Genomic DNA, 19,719 nt, shown 5'->3' with positions numbered 1-19,719 from the left:
AAAGTTTTAATAAATTCAATTCTTTACAAACTTTTTCACTGTACTGCTATCATTTGCTGAGTGAAACGCCCTTTGCGAACAAAATATGCAGAATAAATTTAAAAAAACTTTGCGAGTCTTTGCGTTTAAACTAAGCGCAGCAAAAAAAAATTAAAATTAGAACTAAAACAAAATATAACAATGGCTATTAACTTACAAAAGGGTCAAAGAATAAACCTAACGAAGGAAAACGGAACCACTCTTACACAGGCTTGTGTGGGAATCAACTGGGGAGCAATCGAGAAGAAAGGATTCTTCGGAGGCGTTACAAAAGAAGCGGTAGATTTGGATGGAAGCTGTATTTTATACGATTCCAATAAAAACGCGACTGAAGTAATCTATTTCGGAAACTTAAAATCCAAAAACGGTTCGGTAAGACACAGCGGAGACGATTTAACAGGAGATGTAAATGGAGATGACGGTCTTGACAATGAGGTGATTACTGTGGATTTCAGCAATCTGGATTCTAATGTAGAGCACGTTGCTTTGGTTCTGAACAGTTATAAAGGTCAGGATTTCGGTACTATTCCTTTCGCATCCATCAGAATTTATGAAGGAACGCCAACCAACGTAAGAGAAGTTTTTGCAAAATATGATATTGCGAATGATGCTTCTTTCAAAGGTCATGTTGCCATGGTAATGGGCGTTTTCTACAAAAGAAACGGAGAATGGAAGTTCAACGCGATCGGAGATCCTACAGCAGACAGAAAATTACAGGAAACAATAGAAACTGTAAAACAGAAATATTTGTAAAATATTAATATTCAATAGAAACGGGCTTTAGCCCGTTTGCATTAAAAATAGGTTTCCAATCCGGCTTTAGCCAAAACTTATTAACTGTTGAATGAAATTTTAAAATAAAAATAAAATTTAGCAATACTTGTACCCGTACAAATATTGCTTTTATCGTATAATAAGCACATTTAAAAGTGGACAAACATCAAGGTATTTTAGATCTTCATCCCGGTCTGGTTTGGGGATTTGCGATAACAGTAGTTATCATGTTGCTTCTGGATTTAGGAGTTTTCAACAAAAAAAGTCATGAAGTTTCTTCCAAGGAAGCTACAATCTGGTCAATCGTATGGATCTCGCTGTCTATGGTATTCTCCGGCGTGGTTTATTGGGTTTTCAATACAGACGGAAGTCCCGAAAGTCATGCTTTGGCAGTAGAGAAATTCACGCAGTATCAGGCGGCTTACTGGATTGAGAAGGCACTTTCGGTGGATAACTTATTTGTATTCATTCTGGTTTTCGGGTTCTTTAAAGTTCCGAAATACCTCCATCACAAAGTTCTTTTCTGGGGAATTATCGGAGCATTGATTTTCAGGGCGATCTTTATTTTTGCGGGCGTTGGATTAATCAACCTTACTTACCTTCCTGAAATGAATATTTTCGGACATCCGGTAAAAATCAATATTGTAATGACTTTATTCGGTTTGTTCCTTGTGTATGCAGGAATAAAATCGTGGGGCGACGGAGACGATGATGACGAAGAAGATTACAGCAATACCGCAGGAGCACGACTGATTAAGAGATTCTGGAAAGTTTCAGACAATTACGTGGGCGACAAATTCTTCACGGTACAGAACGGAATAAAAATGGCAACACCGCTTTTGGTTGTTGTCGCCGTAATTGAATTTACAGACGTACTTTTTGCAGTGGATTCCATTCCGGCAATCTTCGCGATTTCCAATGATCCGTTTATCCTTTACACATCGAATATTTTCGCAATTTTAGGATTAAGATCATTGTATTTCCTGTTGGCAAATTTCATTCATATGTTCAGCAAATTGCCTTACGGTTTGGCAGTTATTTTATCGTTCATCGGAGTGAAAATGCTGATTGCACCATGGATTCATATTCCGTCTCCGGTTTCTTTGGGAATCGTTGGAGGAGTTTTGGTAATTTCAGTGATTTTATCCCTGATTTTCCCCGATAAAAAAGATGACGAAGACAAAGAGAAAATTGAAGAATAAGATCAGTTCTTATTAAAAATAGAAAGGCTTTACACAATTTGTAGAGCCTTTTTATTATTTTATTTTTGGGAGCTGTTTCGCGCTTTCCGCACTTGCTATTTTTAAGCTTTTTGGCGGCGCGGCAAAGCCGCGCCGCCAAAAAGCTTAAAAATGAGCTCAAACAATTGCTTCAATCGCGGCTATGGAATTAGTCTGTTTTTCAATATTTGAATTAGCCAGTACAGTTTGTCATCCTTTAGAAATCTCAACAGAGTTAAATAAATTGCGTAAATATTCGAACTAACTTACGCAATGACAAATCCTGCGTTTCACTTTCATAATTATCATTTGCTGAGCGAAGCCCTCTTGGGAACAAAAAAATACTCGCTAAAATGTAAAACAAAACCTAGCTATCATTTGCTGAGTGAAGCGCCGTTGCGAACAAAAAATACTCACTACAATGCAAAACAAAACCTAGCGAACATTGCGTTAGAAATTAAATAAAATAGATTTCTCCTAAAATCAAAGAGCCAAATTATCTCCTAATTCAATAAATAGCTATCATTTGCTGAGTGAAGCACCGTTGCAAACAAAAAATACCTAATACAATGTAAAGCAAAACCTGGTGAACATTGCGTTAAAATCAATCAAAATAGATTTATCCTAAAATCAAGAGCCAAATTATCTTCTAATTCAATAAATTGCTATCATTTGCTGAGTGAAGCGCCCTTGCGAACAAAAAATACCCACTACAATGTAAAGCAAAACCTAGCGAACATTGCGTCAAAAACTAAATAGATTTCCCCTACGTCAAACAACTACTGGCAGTAAACTTTGAACATTAAACACTAAACTAAAAAAATAACCATTCACTTGCAAAGCAAAATTTACCATTCACTTTTCATTATTTGTTATATTTCAACAGCTTATTGATTTTCCGCCTCGTCTGTACAGAAACCTTATACGCTTCATCGCGGAGCTTTTGAATTTTTCCGACGGGCTGAAAGAAAATCTTACTTTCAAAAGGATTAAAAGAAAGCAGCTCACTGTCGCAGGAATTTGCATTCAGAAGATTGTTTTTTTCAATTTTCACTTCTCCGATTTTAATATAGGGCGAATTTTTCCATTCAACATTAAGTTTATTTACAGGCTGATCTTTCAGGTCATAGCAAAGCTGAATAAGAACATCTGCCGTGAAATTTTCTTCTTTCAGATAACGTTCCACAGCATTTTTTACCTTTAATTTCTTCCCAAAATGTTTGTTGACAGATTGCGGTTTGATTTTAATTTTCATCATATAATCTCCCAGTCTGTACACACCGACAGAATGAAAATCAAATGAAAGAAAAAAATCATTTCTCTTCCTCCAGATTCTGAATATATTTTTAACGAATGAAGCCGTAACAGTTGATGGAATGACTTTTAAAATCTGCATCAGTAAAGAAAAAGAACTCCATTTTTTTACAAAAAAACGATTAACGGATGTAAATAATTTTAAAAATGTACTCACCGAATTAATCGGAAACAACGGAAAATTCACCAAAGGGAAATTGGCAATCACGTTTCCTTTCTCATCATTAATTTTCACGGCAAAACCATAGGCAGGAACATCTCTTTTTCCCTTCATTACTTTTAAATGGGCGTTGGAGAGACGGATGATCAGATCATATTTTTCTTTATCGAAATACGGTTTCAGTTCTTCGGGAATGTTTTTATCAATCAGAAAAGTTCCTTTCGTAACAGCGTATGTTTTAGCATGAGCATTTCTCGTTGCGTAATGAACATCACTCACGGAAGGCGACTGCTCAACAAAATCCGTAATGCTTTTTTTATTGATTTCCAGAAGCTGCTTCTCTTCATCAGTCAGTCTGTCGTATTCCTTTTTATATGGTAATGGATTGGGCATTTAGTTTTTAAGTCCAATTATAACGCCAAGTTTCGGAAATCCTATTAACAGAATATTAATGATACTTGAATTTTTTAAGCTGACTTAAAGATGCAAAAAAAATGAAATTTAATAAATTGAAAACTAATGATTTATATGTTTTGAAAATTTTCTATGATTAAAAAACTTCCATCTTCCGGCTATCATCTTCCGGCACAAAGAACTATCTTTGCAAAAATTATCAATTATGGGAGTAGCAGATATGTTATTTAAACGTAAAAAAGAATTGGCAGAAAAAAACCTGAAAGACGGTCAGGAATATATGGCAGAATATGGCAAGAGAGAAAGCGTTGTAGAATTGCCGAGCGGATTGCAGTATGAAATCATTACGGAAGGCGAAGGCGAAAAACCGGGTCCTAGATCTACCGTAAAATGCCATTATCACGGAACAACTATCACCGGAAAAGTTTTCGACAGTTCTGTAAAAAGAGGAACTCCGGCTTCATTTCCATTAAATAAAGTAATTAAAGGATGGACGGAAGCACTTCAACTGATGCCTGTAGGAAGCAAGTGGAGATTAATTCTTCCTCCGCATCTGGCTTATGGAGATCAGCAGATCAGCAAAGAGATCGGTCCGAATTCTACGCTTATTTTCGAAGTAGAATTGCTGGATATCAAGAAGTAATTTATTAAAAATAGCTTAAAAATTTACCTGTTATTCGGGTAAATTTTTTTATTTGCGTAATTTTAACTTTCAAATTACTTAAAACAAATATTTGGTTTGAATTTGAAATAATATAATTCTTATAAAATTTTCTACAGGTTTGTAGCTTACAGATGTATAAGAATCCCGAATCACAGAAAACATCGATCAATGAAGAAGATAATTTACTTTGTAGCATTCAGCATGTTGCTTACTTCCTGTGTATCAAGGAAAAATCAGGCAATCAGACAAAATATTCTTACCCTCAGAGACAGCTATTGTAAAGCGCCTTTCAAATACAATTACGGTAATAAACTGCCTTCCTATAATTCAGATTCTATTATTAATGCCAATAAAGAATTAAGAGATAAATTTTCGGATCAGAGTATTTTGATTCTGAATGCTTTAGATAATCTGGATGAAGTTCATGAGATCATGGAGCTTAAAAAAGACACTTCTCTGGAGTCTCAGGTAAAAGTTTTACAGCTAAAATCCAAAATCAACAGCAAAATAACCATTGCTTTAACCGAACTTGATGCGGTTGCGGCAGAATTCGACTGTGAAGGCGAAAGAGTAGCACAGATCGGAAATTATGTGGATAATCTAAACGATTCCAGAAACAATAAACTTATTCTGCTGTCAATTGTAACAGGAGCCGCAGCTTCGGTAGCGGGAGGAATTGTAAAGGATAATTCATGGAGTAATGCCATAGATATCGGAGGAGGAGTTTTGGGAGCAGGATTTGGTTTGGCAACTTTAAATCCGAAAGGTAAAAAAGTAGAATTTATCCATCAGAGAAATCTGCTAAGAGATGTATGGAACGGCAAATTACAGTCACCTAACTTTCCGCCGTTTATCTGGTATATGTACACCGAGAAAAAATTTTCCAACAGAGAGCAGCAGTCTATTATTTCGAGTATGAAAGAGCGCTGGCTTCATTATCAGTTTGATGATGATAAAAAGCGTGCAGACGAATCTGTTATTTTCAGTGACGGAGGATTTTACCGTTCAGATGATCTTCATAACCGTGCCGCAATGCTTAACCAGATGCAGTCGGCAACCAGAACCATCAATCAGAATATCAATTATCTGCTTCTGGATCTGGATCGTCTGATTCTTTAATAAATTTTAATTGTAATATTTTTTGTTACATTAAAAAATTGTATATCTTTGCTGAGTAATTATAATGAACAACACAAGATTTGCCACGGCAATACATATCATGACTTTATTGACGGAAAGTCCGCAGGACTGGCTTACCTCAGAATGGATTGCAGGAAGCATCAATATCAATCCTGTGATTGTTCGTAAAGAGCTTGGTGTGTTAAGAGAAGCGGGTTTAATTACAAGCAGACAGGGAAAAGAAGGAGGGAGTCAGCTGGCAAAAAGTGCAGATTCCATACGAATTTCTGAAATCTATCTGGCTGTGAAGAACACCGAAGTTTTAGGAAAGAAAAACAATAATCCCAATCCGGTTTGCCCGGTCGGAAAAGAAATTAATAATCATCTTAAAAATTTGTTTTCAGAAACCGATCAGTTGGTTTTAGATTTTTTAGGAAATAAATCCTTAAAACAATTTAGCGAAAAGTTTAAATAAAATTTTTTGCTTAAAAATGTAACAAAAATTATTACAATTAAATATAAAAAATAAACAGTATGAAAAAAGTAGCAGTAATAGGGGCAACAGGTTTTGTAGGAACTCAGGTTGTAAATGAATTATCCAACAGAGGATATCAGGTAGAAGCTATTGTAAGAAATGCTTCAAAAGTAGAGCAGAACGAAAAAGTAACGGCTAAAAGTGTTGATGTAAACAATGTAGATGAATTATCAGAAGCTTTAAAAGGAAATGACGCCGTAATCAGTGCTTTTAACGCAGGATGGACCAATCCTAATCTCTATGATGACTTTCTGAATGGTTCCGTTAATATTGAAAAAGCAGTTGAACAATCCGGCGTAAAAAGATTTATTACTGTTGGAGGAGCAGGAAGTCTTTACATTGATGGAAAACAACTGGTAGACGGATCAGATTTTCCTGCAGAGATAAAACCGGGAGCAACTGCGGCAAGAGATTATTTAAACAAAATTAAAGAAAATGAAACCTTAGACTGGACATTTTTCAGTCCCGCAATAGAAATGCATCAGGGAACAGCAGGCGTAAGAACCGGAAAATACAGAACTGCTCTGGAAAATCCTGTTTTCGATGAAAACGGAAGAAGTGTTCTTTCCGTAGAAGATGTAGCGGTAGTTTTAGTAGATGAACTGGAACAGAATAACCACATCAGAGAGCGTTTTACAGCAGCCTACTAATTTTTTTAAGATATGTTTTAAAAGTTTCGGCGGCACCTTTGGTGCCGCCGAAACTCTATATTTTAACTCTCACTTTAAAGATTCATAAACAACTTCGGATTTACCGGAGTATTATTCTTATGTACCTCATAATGAAGGTGAGGTCCTGTAGAACGACCCGAATTTCCGGATTTGGCGATAACCTGTCCTACTTTCACTTTATCGTTTACTTTAGCGACCAACTGCGACAAATGTCCGTAAAGAGTTGCCAGTCCGTTTCCGTGAGAAACGATCACACAGTTTCCATATCCTCCTTTCTGTCCGGAAAAAATAACCGTTCCGGCTGCAGTTGCCACGACATCCGATCCGTAAGCAACGGCAATATCAAGTCCTTTATGAAACTGCATCTGGTCTGCTTCTGCAGGCGCATTGTTTTTCTCGGCAGGCTTTTCAGATCCGGCTGCAACAGATTTTACTGACGAAGCCGGAGCGGGAGCTGCAGAAGTCGTTTTTGGTGTTACCATTACCTTTACTTCTCTTTTGTTTCCGTAGCTGTCTGTTACTTCTATAATTTTTTCCACGGGTTCAGCTTTTACTTCCGGAGCTGCGGCTGCAACGGCAGCAGGTTTTGCAGCACTGCTTTTTACGGAGGCTAAAACGGTTTTAAAAGGAATAGGATTTTTTCTCACTCCGAAATTAGACGAAATATAACCTTCAGTAGGCATTCCCAAAGGAACTTCCAGTAACTTTTTCTGAAGATTCATCAGGTACTGGCTGTATCGGTTTGCCTGTTTTGCCAGATAAATAGAGTTAGAGATACTGTCTTTGCTCAGAATAGTAACTTTCTCGTTGGGAACATCCTTAGATTTAAGGAAAGAATTCAGCTCCGCTACGGTTTGATCCACCAATGTAAGATCAGTTTTCATTTTCAGATAATCTACACTGTCTTTTTCAGTGTTTATTTTTACAAGGTTTACTTCATAATTTTTGTTGTCTTTTTCCGAATACAACTTCGCAATGAAAATACCTTGCGCAAAAACTACTAATAAAAGTCCTCCTAAAAGCACATTTATGTTCTTTTTACTGCTTAGAAATTTCTTCATTTTTCTTCTCTTAGTATAATTACAAAACGGTTTTAAGCCTGCAAATTTAATTAAAAATAAACTTTCAGGCTTATTTTTAACAAAACTTTAGTTTTTTCTGTAATTAACGGTCGATTAGATATTTAATTGTGTTGAAGTGTTAATTTTGTCTAAATTTGGTTTTTATCATGCTCCGAAAATCCTTCTTTCCGTCTTTGTTTTAATATATTTGCAGTTCACATTTCTATTATGGCAAAAAAGAAAACAAATATAGAATCGAACCCGAAGAAAAGCAAAAATGATGTTGCGGTAGGAGTAGTCGGAAGTGGAAGTTTTGCGACTGCTATTGTGAAAATGCTTGTAGAGAACTGCAAAGTTGTACATTGGTGCGTAAGAAATGAGTACGTAAAAGGAGCGATCGAACAGAGAGGTCATAACCCGACTTATCTTACGGCAGTTAATTTCAATCTTAAAAATTTAAATCTTACCACAGATGTCAATGAGCTGGTTTCTGCCTGTGAAATTATTGTTTTGGCAACGCCGTCGATCTATCTTTCCGATACGCTGGAGAAAATGACCTGTGATTATCAGAATAAAATATTCGTTTCTGCCATTAAAGGAATTATTCCGAAGGTAAATGATGTCGTAGCACATTATTTAAGAGACGAATTTAAAATAGGTTTCAGGAATCAGGCAGTGATTGCAGGACCTTGTCACGCAGAAGAAGTAGCGATGGAAAGACTGTCCTATCTTACCGTTGCAACCGTAGAAGATGAAGTTTCACAGAAACTGGTGGATATTTTCAATTCAGATTTTATTAAAATGCACTCCAGCAAAGATATTTTAGGAAACGAATACAGTGCGATTCTTAAAAATATTTTCGCTATCGGAGCCGGAATTGCGAGTGGTTTAGGATATGGAGACAACTTTACCGCGGTTTTCGTTTCCAATGCGATCCGTGAAATGGAAACTTTTCTGGAAGCAATTTACGAAGCGCCGAGAGATGTTAACGAAAGTGCTTATCTGGGAGATTTACTGGTTACCGCGTATTCATTATTCTCCAGAAACAGAAATTTGGGAAATCTTATAGGAAAAGGATATACCGTAAAATCAGCAATCCAGTCGATGAACATGATTGCAGAAGGATATTATGCCGCGAATTCTATTTATAAAACGTCAAAGGAAAAAGGGCTGAAACTTCCGATTGTAGATACGATCTATGGAATTCTGTATGAAGGAAAAAATGCAGAAAAACAGTTTAAAAAACTCACCGCAAAACTCGATTAATTTTCAATTTTAAATAACACAAAAACATCAGAAGTCTTTTTCTGGTGTTTTTTTATGTTTAGAATTCTTTTTTATTGAGAACTGTTTCCTGCTTTCGCTACTCGCTTTTTTAGGTTTTCGGCGGCGGCTTTGCCACCGCCGAAAACCTAAAAAGAGCTCAGACATGCCGCTCAATCACGACTATAAAGTTGTCGGATCATAAAAACGCAAGGCAATAATCAGCATTTCAGCATCACAGATTTTAAAACAGCTCAATAATCCGACAGATTCTGTAAATTAATTTTTTTGATAAAACCCATATTAAAATCGTTTCACCGAACCCTATTTTAAGAAACTTTTCCCGAACTTTGAAGTAATAAAATTTAAATTATGTCACAATCGCTTACAAGCAGAACGCCGAAACCAAAATACGACGTTGTTCTAATAGGTGGCGGAATTATGAGTGCCACTTTAGCTACCTTATTACACGAATTTGATCCTGAGCTCGAAATAGCTATTTTCGAAAGACTGGGACGGTTTGCCAAAGAAAGTACAGCAGCCTGGAATAATGCAGGAACAGGTCACTCAGCATTTTGTGAGCTCAATTATACCACTGAGAAACCCGACGGAACAATTGATATTTCAAAGGCAGAAAGCATCGCCGAACAGTTTGAAATTTCAAAACAGTTCTGGTCTTATTTAATTACAAAAGGTTACATCAGCGAACCGAAGGATTTCATTAATTCCTGTCCGCACATGAGTCTCGTTTTTGGAGAAAAAGATGCGGAATATCTTAAAAAACGTCATGAGAAAATGTCAGAATCCATTCTCTTTAAAGGAATGGAATTTTCAACCGATCACGACAAACTAAGAGAATGGATTCCTCTGGTAATGAGCAAAAGAAATCAGTCGGAAGTAATGGCGGCAACCAAAATGGATCTGGGAACTGATGTTAATTTCGGAACGCTCACCAGAAAAATGGGAAGACATTTGCTGGAAGATTCAAATGTTGAAGTTTTCCTGTACCATGAAGTAAAAGACATCGATCCGAAAGAAGACGGAACCTGGGAAATGAAAGTGAAAGACAGAATTCACAGCCACAAACAGGAAGTGGAAGCCGATTTCGTATTCATCGGAGCAGGAGGTTACGCTTTGCCGTTATTAGACAGTTCAGACATCAAAGAAAGCGAAGGATACGGAGGTTTTCCGGTTTCCGGACAATGGCTGGTAACTCATAATCAGGAATTGGTGGAAAAACATCAGGCAAAAGTGTATACACAGGCAACTGTGGATGCACCGCCAATGTCGGTTCCACATTTGGATTTAAGAATAATCGACGGACAGAAAGCTTTGCTTTTCGGACCTTTTGCCGGATTTTCAACTAAATTTTTAAAAGAAGGAAGCTATCTGGATTTACCTGAAAGTGTGAATACTAAAAATTTAAGATCGCTTTTCGGAGCTTGGTGGCATAATATTCCTTTAACCAAATATCTGGTTCAGCAGGTCGCCATGACGAAGTCCCAGAGAATTCAGCATTTGAGAGAATTTATTAAAGATGCCAAAGAAGAGGACTGGGAACTGAAAGTTGCCGGACAAAGAGTTCAGATCATTAAAAAAGATGAAAAACATGGTGGAAAACTGGAATTCGGAACCGAAGTAGTAGTGAATAAAAAAGGAACAATTGCTTCTCTGTTGGGAGCTTCTCCCGGAGCGTCAACAGCAGTGTATGCAATGCTGAACGTGCTTGAAAAATGCTTCCCCGAAAAACTTCATGGCGAATGGAAAGAAAAACTACTGGAAATGGTTCCTTCTTATGGGCAAAAACTGGCAGATCATCCTGAGCTTACGGAAAAAGTGAGAAATTATTCAAAAGAAAAATTACAACTCGAATATTAAAAAAAGTGAGCGCTGAATAGTCAGTTTTTTAAATTAAAGTATTAAATTACAAACAATTGACTATTCACTTCTCACAAAGAAATTATGTCAGAAACACTTATAAAACCTGTGATCGTGAAAGAATTATTAGAATCCCTTCAAACCAAATTTGAGGAGGAACAGCAGGTTATTGTGCATTGCTGTTTTCCGGCATCACCCTTTTTTGGAAACCTCATAAGAATATGGCAGTCAACCTATCTTTTTGATAATCAGTCGGAACATCAGAGCAAACTAATTCATGCGGAAAACATTACCATTTATCCCAACTGGACTCCCGTTCCGTTTATGAAAGATTTTTGGTTCACCTTGGTGTTTTCAGGGTTGCCGAAAGACTGTAAAAGCTTTGATTTAAAAGAAGTTATTCCGGAAGAAGGCGGATTTTTTGTAGAATCCATCAAAAGAAATTCATCAGACATTTACCGCGTGAAAATTTCAGAATCTTAATGAAAATGATCTGCTGAATAGCTTATTCTCAGTATAAAATATTCGTCATAAACCATAGTTTTAAATTCATGAAAAAATACATATTCATTTTTTTACTTTTTCCACTCCTGATATTTTCTCAAAAATTATCAAAAGAAGAATCCGAAATTAAAAAATTTCAGAAAGAACTGAATGCAGAATATTTAAACCCGAAAGAAACACCTTTACGCGGCGATAATTTTAAAAATTTCAAACAGCATCCTTTCTTTCCGATCAATTTAAAATACAGAGTTACCGCAAAATTCGAGAAAACAGAAAATGCAGAACCTTTTGATCTTCCCACCTCTTCAGGCAAAACAAAACCTTACAGAGAATATGGAAAAGCAACATTTCAGTTAGACGGAAAATCATATACATTAACGCTGTATCAAAGCTTAGACTTAATCAAACAGAAAAAATACAAAGAACATTTATTTCTGCCTTTCCGTGATACCACCAATGAAAAAGAAACATACGGAGGTGGAAAATATCTCGATTTAACGATCCCAAAAGGAAAAACCATTATTCTGGATTTTAATAAATCGTATCACCCTTACTGTGCCTACAACGCTTATGATTACAACTGTCCCGTTGTTCCCGAAGAAAATAAACTTCCGGTTGAAATTCGGGCAGGAGTAATGTATGAAGATATTTATCATCATTAAATTATGGTAAAATTAAAATTTTACGAACCGAAAGATTTTCCCGGAGTAAGCTATATTTTGGACGAACTGCAGTCACAATACACCGCAACTGCAGAACAGGCATTACAGAAAATTGAAGAGCGGAGCGACACCCTTGCTTTTCCCATCACCATTCTGGAAAATCATCATCCTGCCGGTTTTTTTGTGCTGGATTTCGGAAATGATAAATTAGACCTTACAGACAATCAGAATTCTACATTATTGCGCTCCCTTTCCATAAATCCTGAATCGCAGGGAAAAGGAATTGGAAAAGCAGCAATGATCCTCCTTGACGAATTTATTGGGGAACACTTCAAAGATTGCAGCGAAATCGTTCTTGCAGTCAACCAAAACAATAGTTCCGCTTACGAATTATACCTCAAAGTCGGCTACAAATTCGACGGAAAAACAAGAATGGGCAGAAGCGGAATACAATATCTGATGTACAAAAAATTGTAAAACAGAATTTTTGAAAAAATTATCGGTTCAATAGAAAAGAGTTTTTGCATAATCCTTAAAAATCAAACTTTAAGAAATTTTTAATTCAGAATTTTCATGTTTGGCGTGAAACTTTCACCTAAATTTGAGTAACATCAAATAATAAAATATGGAAATATCTCTTCACAATCAGGTCGCTGTCGTTACAGGAGCTTCCAGCGGAATCGGTTCGGGAATTGCAAAATCACTCGCTTCAGCCGGAGCAACAGTTATTGTCAATCACTCTTCGGAGCATTCGTCAGATGAAGCCAAAGCCGTTTTAAAAGAAATCACCGATGCAGGCGGAAACGGAATAACCTATCAGTGCGATGTTTCCAAAGAAGATCAGGTCGTTACAATGTTTCAGGATGTGGTTTCACAATTCGGAACAGTCGATATTCTCATCAACAACGCAGGCGTTCAGAAAGATTCAAAATTCACCGAAATGACACTCGATCAGTGGAATACTGTCATCGGAATCAATCTTACAGGTCAGTTTTTATGTGCAAGAGAAGCCATTAAAGAATTTCTTCGCCGTGGTATCGATCCTTCGCGTTCCGTTGCCTGTGGAAAAATCATTCACATCAGTTCCGTTCACGAAATCATTCCTTGGGCAGGTCACGCCAATTATGCTTCAAGCAAAGGCGCGATCAGAATGCTCATGCAGACTTTGGCGCAGGAATACGGAGCCGACAAAATTCGTGTCAATTCCATCTGTCCCGGAGCAATCCAGACACCCATCAACAAAGATGCATGGAACACTCCCGAAGCTTTAAACTCATTATTAGACCTGATTCCTTATAACAGAATCGGTCAACCGCAGGACATCGGAAATATGGCGGCGTTTCTGGCAAGTGATCTTGCAGACTACATTACCGGAGCCAGTATTTTTGTAGATGGCGGAATGACAACGTTCGAAAGCTTTTCAACAGGAGGATAATTCTTTGGGCGCATATTTCCAGCTTTCACTACTCGCTTTTTTGTGCCTTTGCTTTTTCCGGAGCTTACAAAAAGAGCTCAGACAGACCGTTCAATCCGGAGCGCATTGCAGCCGAAACATGAATGAACGTTATTAAAGAAAATGAATTGTAAATAGTGAATGGTGAATTCGTTTCACTTGTCAATAAAGTATTTAAAGAAATAGTGTTTCAAAAATAAGTAAAACGCCTTTGTTTATCTTAATTTAGAAGAAAAAAAAGATAGAAAAGCTTTGTCTGACTTTGCGATAAAATTTTTAATCATTTATCAATAATCAACCATCACTTATCAAAACAGCATGAAAGAAAAAGAAAGACTGTCCAACGTTACATGGAAAAAATGGGGACCTTATGTCAGCAACCGAGAATGGGGTTTGGTTCGCGAAGATTACAGCGCAAATGGTGATGCATGGAACTACACCAATCACGACATTGCGGAAGCCAAAACCTACCGTTGGGGCGAAGAAGGAATCTGCGGCATCTGCGATGACCTTCAGAAACTTGTTTTTTCAGTCGGATTCTGGAACAAAAAAGATAAAATGGTGAAAGAACGCTTCTTTGGCTTATCAAACGGTCAGGGAAACCATGGTGAAGATGTGAAAGAATATTTTTACTATCTCGATTCCACGCCTACGCATTCTTACATGAAAATGCTGTATAAATATCCTCAAAATGCATTTCCCTACGATGATTTAATAAAAACCAATGCGGAAAGAGGAAAAGAAGATCCCGAATACGAATTAATTGATACCGGGATTTTCGACCAAAACGAATACTTTGATATTTTTATTGAATATGCCAAAGAAAGTCAGAACGATATTCTGGTAAAACTAACGGTCGTCAATAAATCAGAACAAGAAGCTCCGTTAATCATTCTGCCTACAGTCTGGTTTAGAAATACATGGAACTGGGGATATAATGATTACAAACCTCAGATGAATTCTGAAAATTCAGATTGTATCACGATTAATCATCACGATTTAGAAATCAAAAATGTATACGCAAAAAATGCTCAGAAAGTATTATTCTGCGATAATGAAACGAATAATGAAAGACTTTATCAGTCTCAGAACCAGTCAAAATATACCAAAGACGGAATCAACGATTTTATCATCAACGGAAATTCCCAGTCCGTAAACCCAAAAGATTTCGGAACAAAAGCATCCTTTCTCATCGACGAGAATTTTAAGCCAAAAGAAACAAAGACCTTTGAATTCAGACTTTCAGATCAGGATTTAAAACAGCCTTTTCAGGATTTTGAGGAAATTTTCGTTTCAAGACAGAAAGAAGCAGACGAATTTTATACAGACATTCAGTGCGGAATAAAAACAGAAGACGAAAAACTGGTTCAGCGACAGGCTTTTGCAGGAATGCTCTGGAACAAAATGTTCTATCATTACAATGTGGAACGTTGGCTGAAAGGAGATCCTTCACAGGTTCCACCGCCAAAATCCCGTGAACACATCAGAAATTCTGAATGGAAGCACCTCAACAATGAACACATTATTTCCATGCCCGACAAATGGGAATATCCGTGGTACGCAACTTGGGATCTGGCTTTTCATACCATCAGTTTTTCATTAATTGATCCCGATTTTGCAAAACATCAGCTCAAACTGTTTCTTTTTGAGTGGTATATGCATCCAAACGGACAGCTTCCGGCTTATGAATGGGATTTTAGTGATGTGAATCCGCCTGTTCATGCATGGGCTGTTTTCAGGGTTTTTAAAATTGATGAATATCTGAAAGGAAATCCTGATCTTCAATTTCTGGAAAGTGCTTTTCAGAAACTTCTGATGAATTTTACATGGTGGGTGAATAAAAAAGACAACAACGGAAATAATATTTTCGAAGGTGGATTTTTAGGTCTCGACAACATCGGTGTTTTCGACCGGAATATGCCGCTTCCCAACGGAGAACATCTGGAACAGTCCGACGGAACGAGCTGGATGGCAATGTTTGCTTTAAATATGATGAGAATTGCTCTGGAACTTGCTTTGTATAACAATGTGTATGAAGAAATGGCGATGAAGTTTTTTGAGCATTTTCTGGCAATTGCCAATTCTCTGGATAACATGGGAGAAGAATGTTTCAGTTTGTGGGATGAAGAAGACGAATTCTTTTATGATGCCATTGCTTCGAGCGATGGAGATCATATGTATCTGAAATTAAGGACAATTGTAGGGCTTATTCCTATGTTTGCAGTTGAGGTTATCGATGACGAAATGATCGAAAAACTACCGAATTTCAAGAAAAGAATGAAGTGGGTTCTGGAAAATAAACCTGAACTGGCTGCTCTGGTTTCTCATTGGGAAGTAAAAGGTGATGAATCCAAACATTTACTTTCTCTTTTAAGAGGTCACCGTTTAAAGAGATTATTAAGCAGAATGCTCGATCCGGATCAGTTTTTAAGCGAATTCGGCGTTCGTGCGCTTTCAAAAGAATATGAAAAAAATCCGTTTACCCTAAATCTCAACGGAACAGATTATAAGGTAAAATATACTCCCGCAGAAAGTGACAGCGGACTTTTCGGAGGAAACAGCAACTGGCGCGGTCCGATCTGGTTTCCGATTAATTTTTTAATTATTGAAAGTCTGCAACGCTTCTTTTTCTATTACAGTCCCGATTTTTTGGTGGAATATCCTACAGGAAGCGGAAACTATTCCAATCTTGACGAAATTGCAGAGGCTTTAAGCAGAAGACTGTCTTCATTATTTTTAAAGGATGAATATGGAAACCGTCCATTTAATTCCCAATATCCCAGATTTCAGAACGATCTGGATTTTAAAGATTATATTTTATTCTATGAATATTTTCACGGAGATACCGGTCGTGGAGTAGGAGCATCGCATCAGACAGGCTGGACAGGACTTATAGCGAAAATTCTGATGCCTAGATTTTCTAGAAAAAATATCGCAGAATCTGAGACTGAAACACCGAAAAATGTGGAATTTTAAATCAATAATATCTTACTTAACGCCAATTCTCAGGTATTAATTATTCAAATATCTGCTGAATAACTTCCAGAGAAGCCGGAATTTTAAAATCGGTGATATGGTAATGATAATATAAAAGTAAGCTATCTAAAAAGTCTTTCCTGAAATTGGAATGTATTTTAATGCCGTAAGGATTTTCAGCAGAAAGAATTCTTTTCCAGATGGCTGAAACTTCTTCTGTAAACAGTTGGTGCATTATTTCATAGGTAAAAGTTCCGGTTTCAGGATCAAGAAATTTCCCTTCGTTCAATAATGGTGCAACGCCCTGAATTTTTAGAATTTTAATTAAAAAAATAAGATGCGACTGATAGTTGCGGCTTTCCAGCTCATCCGTAAATTCTTCAAGACAGAAAAAAATATGATGATTTTTGTTTTCATATCTTAAATTCTGATTTAAAAAATCTGAAATAAAAAACACAACCGTATTACAACGAATATCCGTATAAATATCGTTGCTTTTAATCATTTCAAATTTTGAAATCGTCTGGATCCCGTTTCCTTTTACAGGATTTACAGAGAAATTGAGTTTGCTTAACGGCAGAAGAAGGGCTTTTTTCTTATTTTTTTTGGCATAAATTCCTTTCAGAAAATAAGACTGAAACCCGTCTTCTTCGGTGAAACAGTGCAGTACTGCATCATTTTCGCCATATTTTATATAGGATAATAAAAATCCGTTCTGTGAATTCATTAATTTACGACAGCGATCTTCGCCGTAGCTTTGTCGGAGCCGTCTTCATTGGTCATTAATACGAAATATACTCCCGAAGCTACTCTTGTTCCTCTCTGGTTATTGAGATCCCACTCGTAGTATCCTCCTCTTGCCACCGCAGAATGCACAACGTTTCCTGCAGCATCCGCAATTCGGATATTGGTGACTTCTGCCAATCCTTTAATCGTAACCTTTCCTTTAAAATTAGAATACACTACAGGATTCGGGTAAACAAGTACATTGCCGAAGTTTGATGTTACATCGGCAACATCACCCTGATACGTTACAATTCCGTCGTAAGAAACAAAATATACTTTTCCTGTTTTTTTATCAACCTTTATATCGGTAATGGTATTCGTCGGAAGCGGAGAGTTTTCTTTGGTAAAATGTTTAATGGTCTGTTGTCCGTCTGCAGAAAGATAATAAACTCCACCACCATCAACAGAAACCCACTTGTGGTCTCCTGCATCCACCTCAATCTGTAAAATCTGCCCGTCTCTGAAAAGCTCTTCACCCAATCCGTTCTGTTCTATAATAATTGGCTCAACTGTTGCGGAAGAGGGTGTTTTTATAGCAGAAACAGCATTTGGCAAAACTCTTAGTCCGGCATCCGTACCGATCCATGCATCTCCGGATTTATCGACAGCTACAGAAAGCGTTCCACCGGAAGTTGTTGCGAAGCCGTTAGGTTGTGTTAAAATATAGGCAGTATCGTCAGAAGTGCTTTGCGTTTTCTTTGTATCGTAAGCTATAAAATTATTAGTTCGTGGAGTAGGAATAAAAAGAAGCCCTTCGCTGTAAAGAGCCTTTTGGGAAGCTCCAAATTGAGAAGTGGTATTTTTTATGACAAAATCATCTCCTGTCCTGTCGTATGCACCGATTGCTGTATAAGGTCCAAGTGCAGCACCGTCACCGGAGAAAGCTATAGAAGCAAAAAGGTTGTTCGAATCATCAAAAGTCAAACCTACAGCACGTCTTGTGAAGATATTAGTAGTTCCTAAATCATACCTTTTGACGAAAGTAAAATCCTTGTTTCCTGCATTGTATTTCATTTTATAAATTCCGCGTGATCCATCCGTCATGTAGTTTGCAAAAAATACATCAGTTGGATTTACAGGATCTGCAACAACATCCAATACATTGAATACGGTTGAATTTCCTTTAAAATAGGACGGATAGATCCAGCTCATCCCGTCAAAATAATAAAATCCGGGATTTTTTATATTGAAAATAGGGGTATTGAATCTGCTTTCTCTTCCTCCGGTAGAAACCAAAATCTGATTTTCTCCGTAAAGACTGATTTTATAAGCATAATTCTGATAAGGACCATCCGGTTTGAAGGTATTTCCCCCCTCGTTTTTAATTCCTGAAAAAATTGTTCCGCCATAAACACTGCTTCCTACAGTGGTTGCAGTGTTACATTCCTCACCAAAAGTTACGTTTGCGTTAAAGTTTCCGTTGGTTCCGAATGTATACACTCTGCTGAGATCCGTAACTACAATACTGTTATTAGTTACTACGACATCATGAACATTGGTAAATGATTGTGAAAGCGGAGTGAAAGCTCCTCCATTATATACATAGGCTGTATTAGCTGAAGAAAAGCTCAGCACCCCTTCGGAATCGATATGCTTGAATGTACCCGCTAATTCCGTAGTCCAGGTAGAAAAAACAGGGAAAGTAGTATTCATCTCATGGCTTCTAAGACCGGTGTTGGTTACAGAAAACACTTTATTTCCAAAAATAGTGGCTTCATTACTTGCCTGATAAATTCCTCCTGATAAAAAGAATGCAGAATCTTTAAATTCTTTCTTCTTCAGATCGAATATTGAAACACCGTAACCTACAGAAATAACAGCAAGATCTCCTGTAATTGAGATATGGTTGATTTTTTTGCTTCCGTTATATCCGGTCGCAATAGGAATATCAACAACATAAGTAATTCCATCCGGAGTTATGACGTCCAGCGAGCCGTTTTGATAACCTATCAAACCGATTTTGTTCTGCGGATTGTAATCAAAAGCTGAAACTTTAACCTCATGCAAACCGTTTGCTTTAGACAGTTTGGTAATTTCACCAGTAGAAATGGTATAGTAGAAAACCCCGCTTTCTGCTGCTGCAACTATTTTTCCGTTATCTTCTTTCATGGCAAGAACATTATTGTAGGAGAATAAGTCTGCCCATTTTTTTGAAGAAATAGTCTGTGCATGTGCAACTTGCAGGGATGCTAAAATACCAAGAGAGATTAAAGAGAGTTTTTTCAT

17 protein-coding genes are annotated in these 19,719 nt (G+C 37.1%); 13 read left to right on the top strand and 4 right to left on the bottom strand.

Annotated features, from left to right (window positions below):
- Nucleotides 1-180: 180 nt before the first annotated feature.
- Nucleotides 181-792 carry a TerD family protein gene (locus tag BW951_RS11105; protein ID WP_076392787.1) on the top strand — a complete coding sequence of 204 codons (612 nt, stop codon included), beginning with the start codon at nucleotides 181-183 and terminating at the stop codon, nucleotides 790-792.
- A 176-nt stretch (nucleotides 793-968) separates the two neighbouring features.
- Nucleotides 969-2,015, top strand: a complete 1,047-nt coding sequence (locus BW951_RS11100; RefSeq protein WP_076392785.1) for a TerC/Alx family metal homeostasis membrane protein — start codon at nucleotides 969-971, stop codon at nucleotides 2,013-2,015.
- Nucleotides 2,016-2,898: 883 nt separating this feature from the next.
- Here BW951_RS11100 and BW951_RS11095 read toward each other — a convergent pair.
- On the bottom strand, nucleotides 2,899-3,900 hold the full coding sequence (locus BW951_RS11095) for a catalase family protein (RefSeq protein WP_076392783.1): 1,002 nt from the start codon (nucleotides 3,898-3,900) through the stop codon (nucleotides 2,899-2,901).
- A gap of 226 nt (nucleotides 3,901-4,126) precedes the next feature.
- On the opposite strand from BW951_RS11095, the gene BW951_RS11090 reads away from it, so the two are divergent.
- From BW951_RS11090 to BW951_RS11075, 4 genes are all read left to right on the top strand, one after another.
- Entirely contained in the window at nucleotides 4,127-4,564 is a 438-nt protein-coding gene (locus tag BW951_RS11090; protein WP_076392781.1) for a BamJ family beta-barrel-assembly machinery protein, read from the top strand.
- A 189-nt stretch (nucleotides 4,565-4,753) separates the two neighbouring features.
- Nucleotides 4,754-5,704 (top strand): hypothetical protein, encoded by a 951-nt coding sequence (locus BW951_RS11085; protein ID WP_076392778.1) that lies wholly within the window; start codon nucleotides 4,754-4,756, stop codon nucleotides 5,702-5,704.
- 64 nt (nucleotides 5,705-5,768) lie between these two features.
- The gene (locus BW951_RS11080; RefSeq protein ID WP_076392776.1) at nucleotides 5,769-6,179 is read left to right on the top strand and encodes an Rrf2 family transcriptional regulator; all 411 of its coding nucleotides are present in this window, start codon (nucleotides 5,769-5,771) and stop codon (nucleotides 6,177-6,179) included.
- 59 nt (nucleotides 6,180-6,238) lie between these two features.
- Nucleotides 6,239-6,889: an NAD(P)-dependent oxidoreductase gene (locus tag BW951_RS11075; RefSeq protein ID WP_076392774.1), complete on the top strand. Its 651-nt coding sequence runs from the start codon at nucleotides 6,239-6,241 to the stop codon at nucleotides 6,887-6,889.
- A 74-nt stretch (nucleotides 6,890-6,963) separates the two neighbouring features.
- Here BW951_RS11075 and BW951_RS11070 read toward each other — a convergent pair whose 3' ends face one another.
- Complete coding sequence (locus tag BW951_RS11070; RefSeq protein ID WP_084196416.1) at nucleotides 6,964-7,971, bottom strand: M23 family metallopeptidase; 1,008 nt, start codon at nucleotides 7,969-7,971, stop codon at nucleotides 6,964-6,966.
- 228 nt (nucleotides 7,972-8,199) lie between these two features.
- Here BW951_RS11070 and BW951_RS11065 point away from each other — a divergent pair, with 228 nt between their 5' ends.
- From BW951_RS11065 to BW951_RS11035, 7 genes are all read left to right on the top strand, one after another.
- Nucleotides 8,200-9,237, top strand: coding sequence for an NAD(P)H-dependent glycerol-3-phosphate dehydrogenase (locus BW951_RS11065; protein WP_076392772.1), 1,038 nt, complete (start codon nucleotides 8,200-8,202; stop codon nucleotides 9,235-9,237).
- A 369-nt stretch (nucleotides 9,238-9,606) separates the two neighbouring features.
- Nucleotides 9,607-11,112: a malate dehydrogenase (quinone) gene (gene mqo / locus BW951_RS11060; protein WP_076392770.1), complete on the top strand. Its 1,506-nt coding sequence runs from the start codon at nucleotides 9,607-9,609 to the stop codon at nucleotides 11,110-11,112.
- 84 nt (nucleotides 11,113-11,196) lie between these two features.
- A complete protein-coding gene (locus BW951_RS11055; RefSeq protein WP_076392764.1) occupies nucleotides 11,197-11,595 on the top strand; it encodes a hypothetical protein in 399 nt (132 codons plus the stop codon).
- A 68-nt stretch (nucleotides 11,596-11,663) separates the two neighbouring features.
- Nucleotides 11,664-12,278, top strand: coding sequence for a DUF1684 domain-containing protein (locus BW951_RS11050; protein ID WP_076392762.1), 615 nt, complete (start codon nucleotides 11,664-11,666; stop codon nucleotides 12,276-12,278).
- A gap of 3 nt (nucleotides 12,279-12,281) precedes the next feature.
- Complete coding sequence (locus BW951_RS11045; RefSeq protein ID WP_076392760.1) at nucleotides 12,282-12,755, top strand: GNAT family N-acetyltransferase; 474 nt, start codon at nucleotides 12,282-12,284, stop codon at nucleotides 12,753-12,755.
- A gap of 148 nt (nucleotides 12,756-12,903) precedes the next feature.
- Nucleotides 12,904-13,713 carry a glucose 1-dehydrogenase gene (locus BW951_RS11040; RefSeq protein WP_076392758.1) on the top strand — a complete coding sequence of 270 codons (810 nt, stop codon included), beginning with the start codon at nucleotides 12,904-12,906 and terminating at the stop codon, nucleotides 13,711-13,713.
- Between the two features lie 336 nt (nucleotides 13,714-14,049).
- The gene (locus tag BW951_RS11035; RefSeq protein WP_076392756.1) at nucleotides 14,050-16,707 is read left to right on the top strand and encodes an MGH1-like glycoside hydrolase domain-containing protein; all 2,658 of its coding nucleotides are present in this window, start codon (nucleotides 14,050-14,052) and stop codon (nucleotides 16,705-16,707) included.
- Nucleotides 16,708-16,747: 40 nt separating this feature from the next.
- Here BW951_RS11035 and recO read toward each other — a convergent pair whose 3' ends face one another.
- Both recO and porZ read right to left on the bottom strand, forming a co-directional pair.
- Nucleotides 16,748-17,434, bottom strand: coding sequence for a DNA repair protein RecO (gene recO / locus BW951_RS11030; RefSeq protein WP_076392754.1), 687 nt, complete (start codon nucleotides 17,432-17,434; stop codon nucleotides 16,748-16,750).
- Nucleotides 17,434-19,719, bottom strand: coding sequence for a type IX secretion system anionic LPS delivery protein PorZ (gene porZ, locus BW951_RS11025; RefSeq protein WP_076392752.1), 2,286 nt, complete (start codon nucleotides 19,717-19,719; stop codon nucleotides 17,434-17,436). The genes recO and porZ overlap by 1 nt, the downstream gene beginning before the upstream one ends.

It is taken from the genome of Chryseobacterium gambrini (assembly GCF_900156825.1).
GTDB lineage: Bacteria > Bacteroidota > Bacteroidia > Flavobacteriales > Weeksellaceae > Chryseobacterium > Chryseobacterium gambrini.
Note: the sequence above shows the minus strand (reverse complement) of the source record. Positions and strands in the feature narration are given on the sequence as shown.

Bases quoted from the DNA above. Each gene is read 5' to 3' on its own strand.
- BW951_RS11105 (WP_076392787.1), top strand. From the start codon at position 181: ATGGCTATTAACTTACAAAAGGGTCAAAGAATAAACCTAACGAAGGAA.
- BW951_RS11095 (WP_076392783.1), bottom strand. From the start codon at position 3,900: ATGCCCAATCCATTACCATATAAAAAGGAATACGACAGACTGACTGAT.
- BW951_RS11090 (WP_076392781.1), top strand. From the start codon at position 4,127: ATGGGAGTAGCAGATATGTTATTTAAACGTAAAAAAGAATTGGCAGAA.
- BW951_RS11085 (WP_076392778.1), top strand. From the start codon at position 4,754: ATGAAGAAGATAATTTACTTTGTAGCATTCAGCATGTTGCTTACTTCC.
- BW951_RS11080 (WP_076392776.1), top strand. From the start codon at position 5,769: ATGAACAACACAAGATTTGCCACGGCAATACATATCATGACTTTATTG.
- BW951_RS11075 (WP_076392774.1), top strand. From the start codon at position 6,239: ATGAAAAAAGTAGCAGTAATAGGGGCAACAGGTTTTGTAGGAACTCAG.
- BW951_RS11070 (WP_084196416.1), bottom strand. From the start codon at position 7,971: ATGAAGAAATTTCTAAGCAGTAAAAAGAACATAAATGTGCTTTTAGGA.
- BW951_RS11065 (WP_076392772.1), top strand. From the start codon at position 8,200: ATGGCAAAAAAGAAAACAAATATAGAATCGAACCCGAAGAAAAGCAAA.
- mqo (WP_076392770.1), top strand. From the start codon at position 9,607: ATGTCACAATCGCTTACAAGCAGAACGCCGAAACCAAAATACGACGTT.
- BW951_RS11055 (WP_076392764.1), top strand. From the start codon at position 11,197: ATGTCAGAAACACTTATAAAACCTGTGATCGTGAAAGAATTATTAGAA.
- BW951_RS11050 (WP_076392762.1), top strand. From the start codon at position 11,664: ATGAAAAAATACATATTCATTTTTTTACTTTTTCCACTCCTGATATTT.
- BW951_RS11045 (WP_076392760.1), top strand. From the start codon at position 12,282: ATGGTAAAATTAAAATTTTACGAACCGAAAGATTTTCCCGGAGTAAGC.
- BW951_RS11040 (WP_076392758.1), top strand. From the start codon at position 12,904: ATGGAAATATCTCTTCACAATCAGGTCGCTGTCGTTACAGGAGCTTCC.
- BW951_RS11035 (WP_076392756.1), top strand. From the start codon at position 14,050: ATGAAAGAAAAAGAAAGACTGTCCAACGTTACATGGAAAAAATGGGGA.
- recO (WP_076392754.1), bottom strand. From the start codon at position 17,434: ATGAATTCACAGAACGGATTTTTATTATCCTATATAAAATATGGCGAA.
- porZ (WP_076392752.1), bottom strand. From the start codon at position 19,719: ATGAAAAAACTCTCTTTAATCTCTCTTGGTATTTTAGCATCCCTGCAA.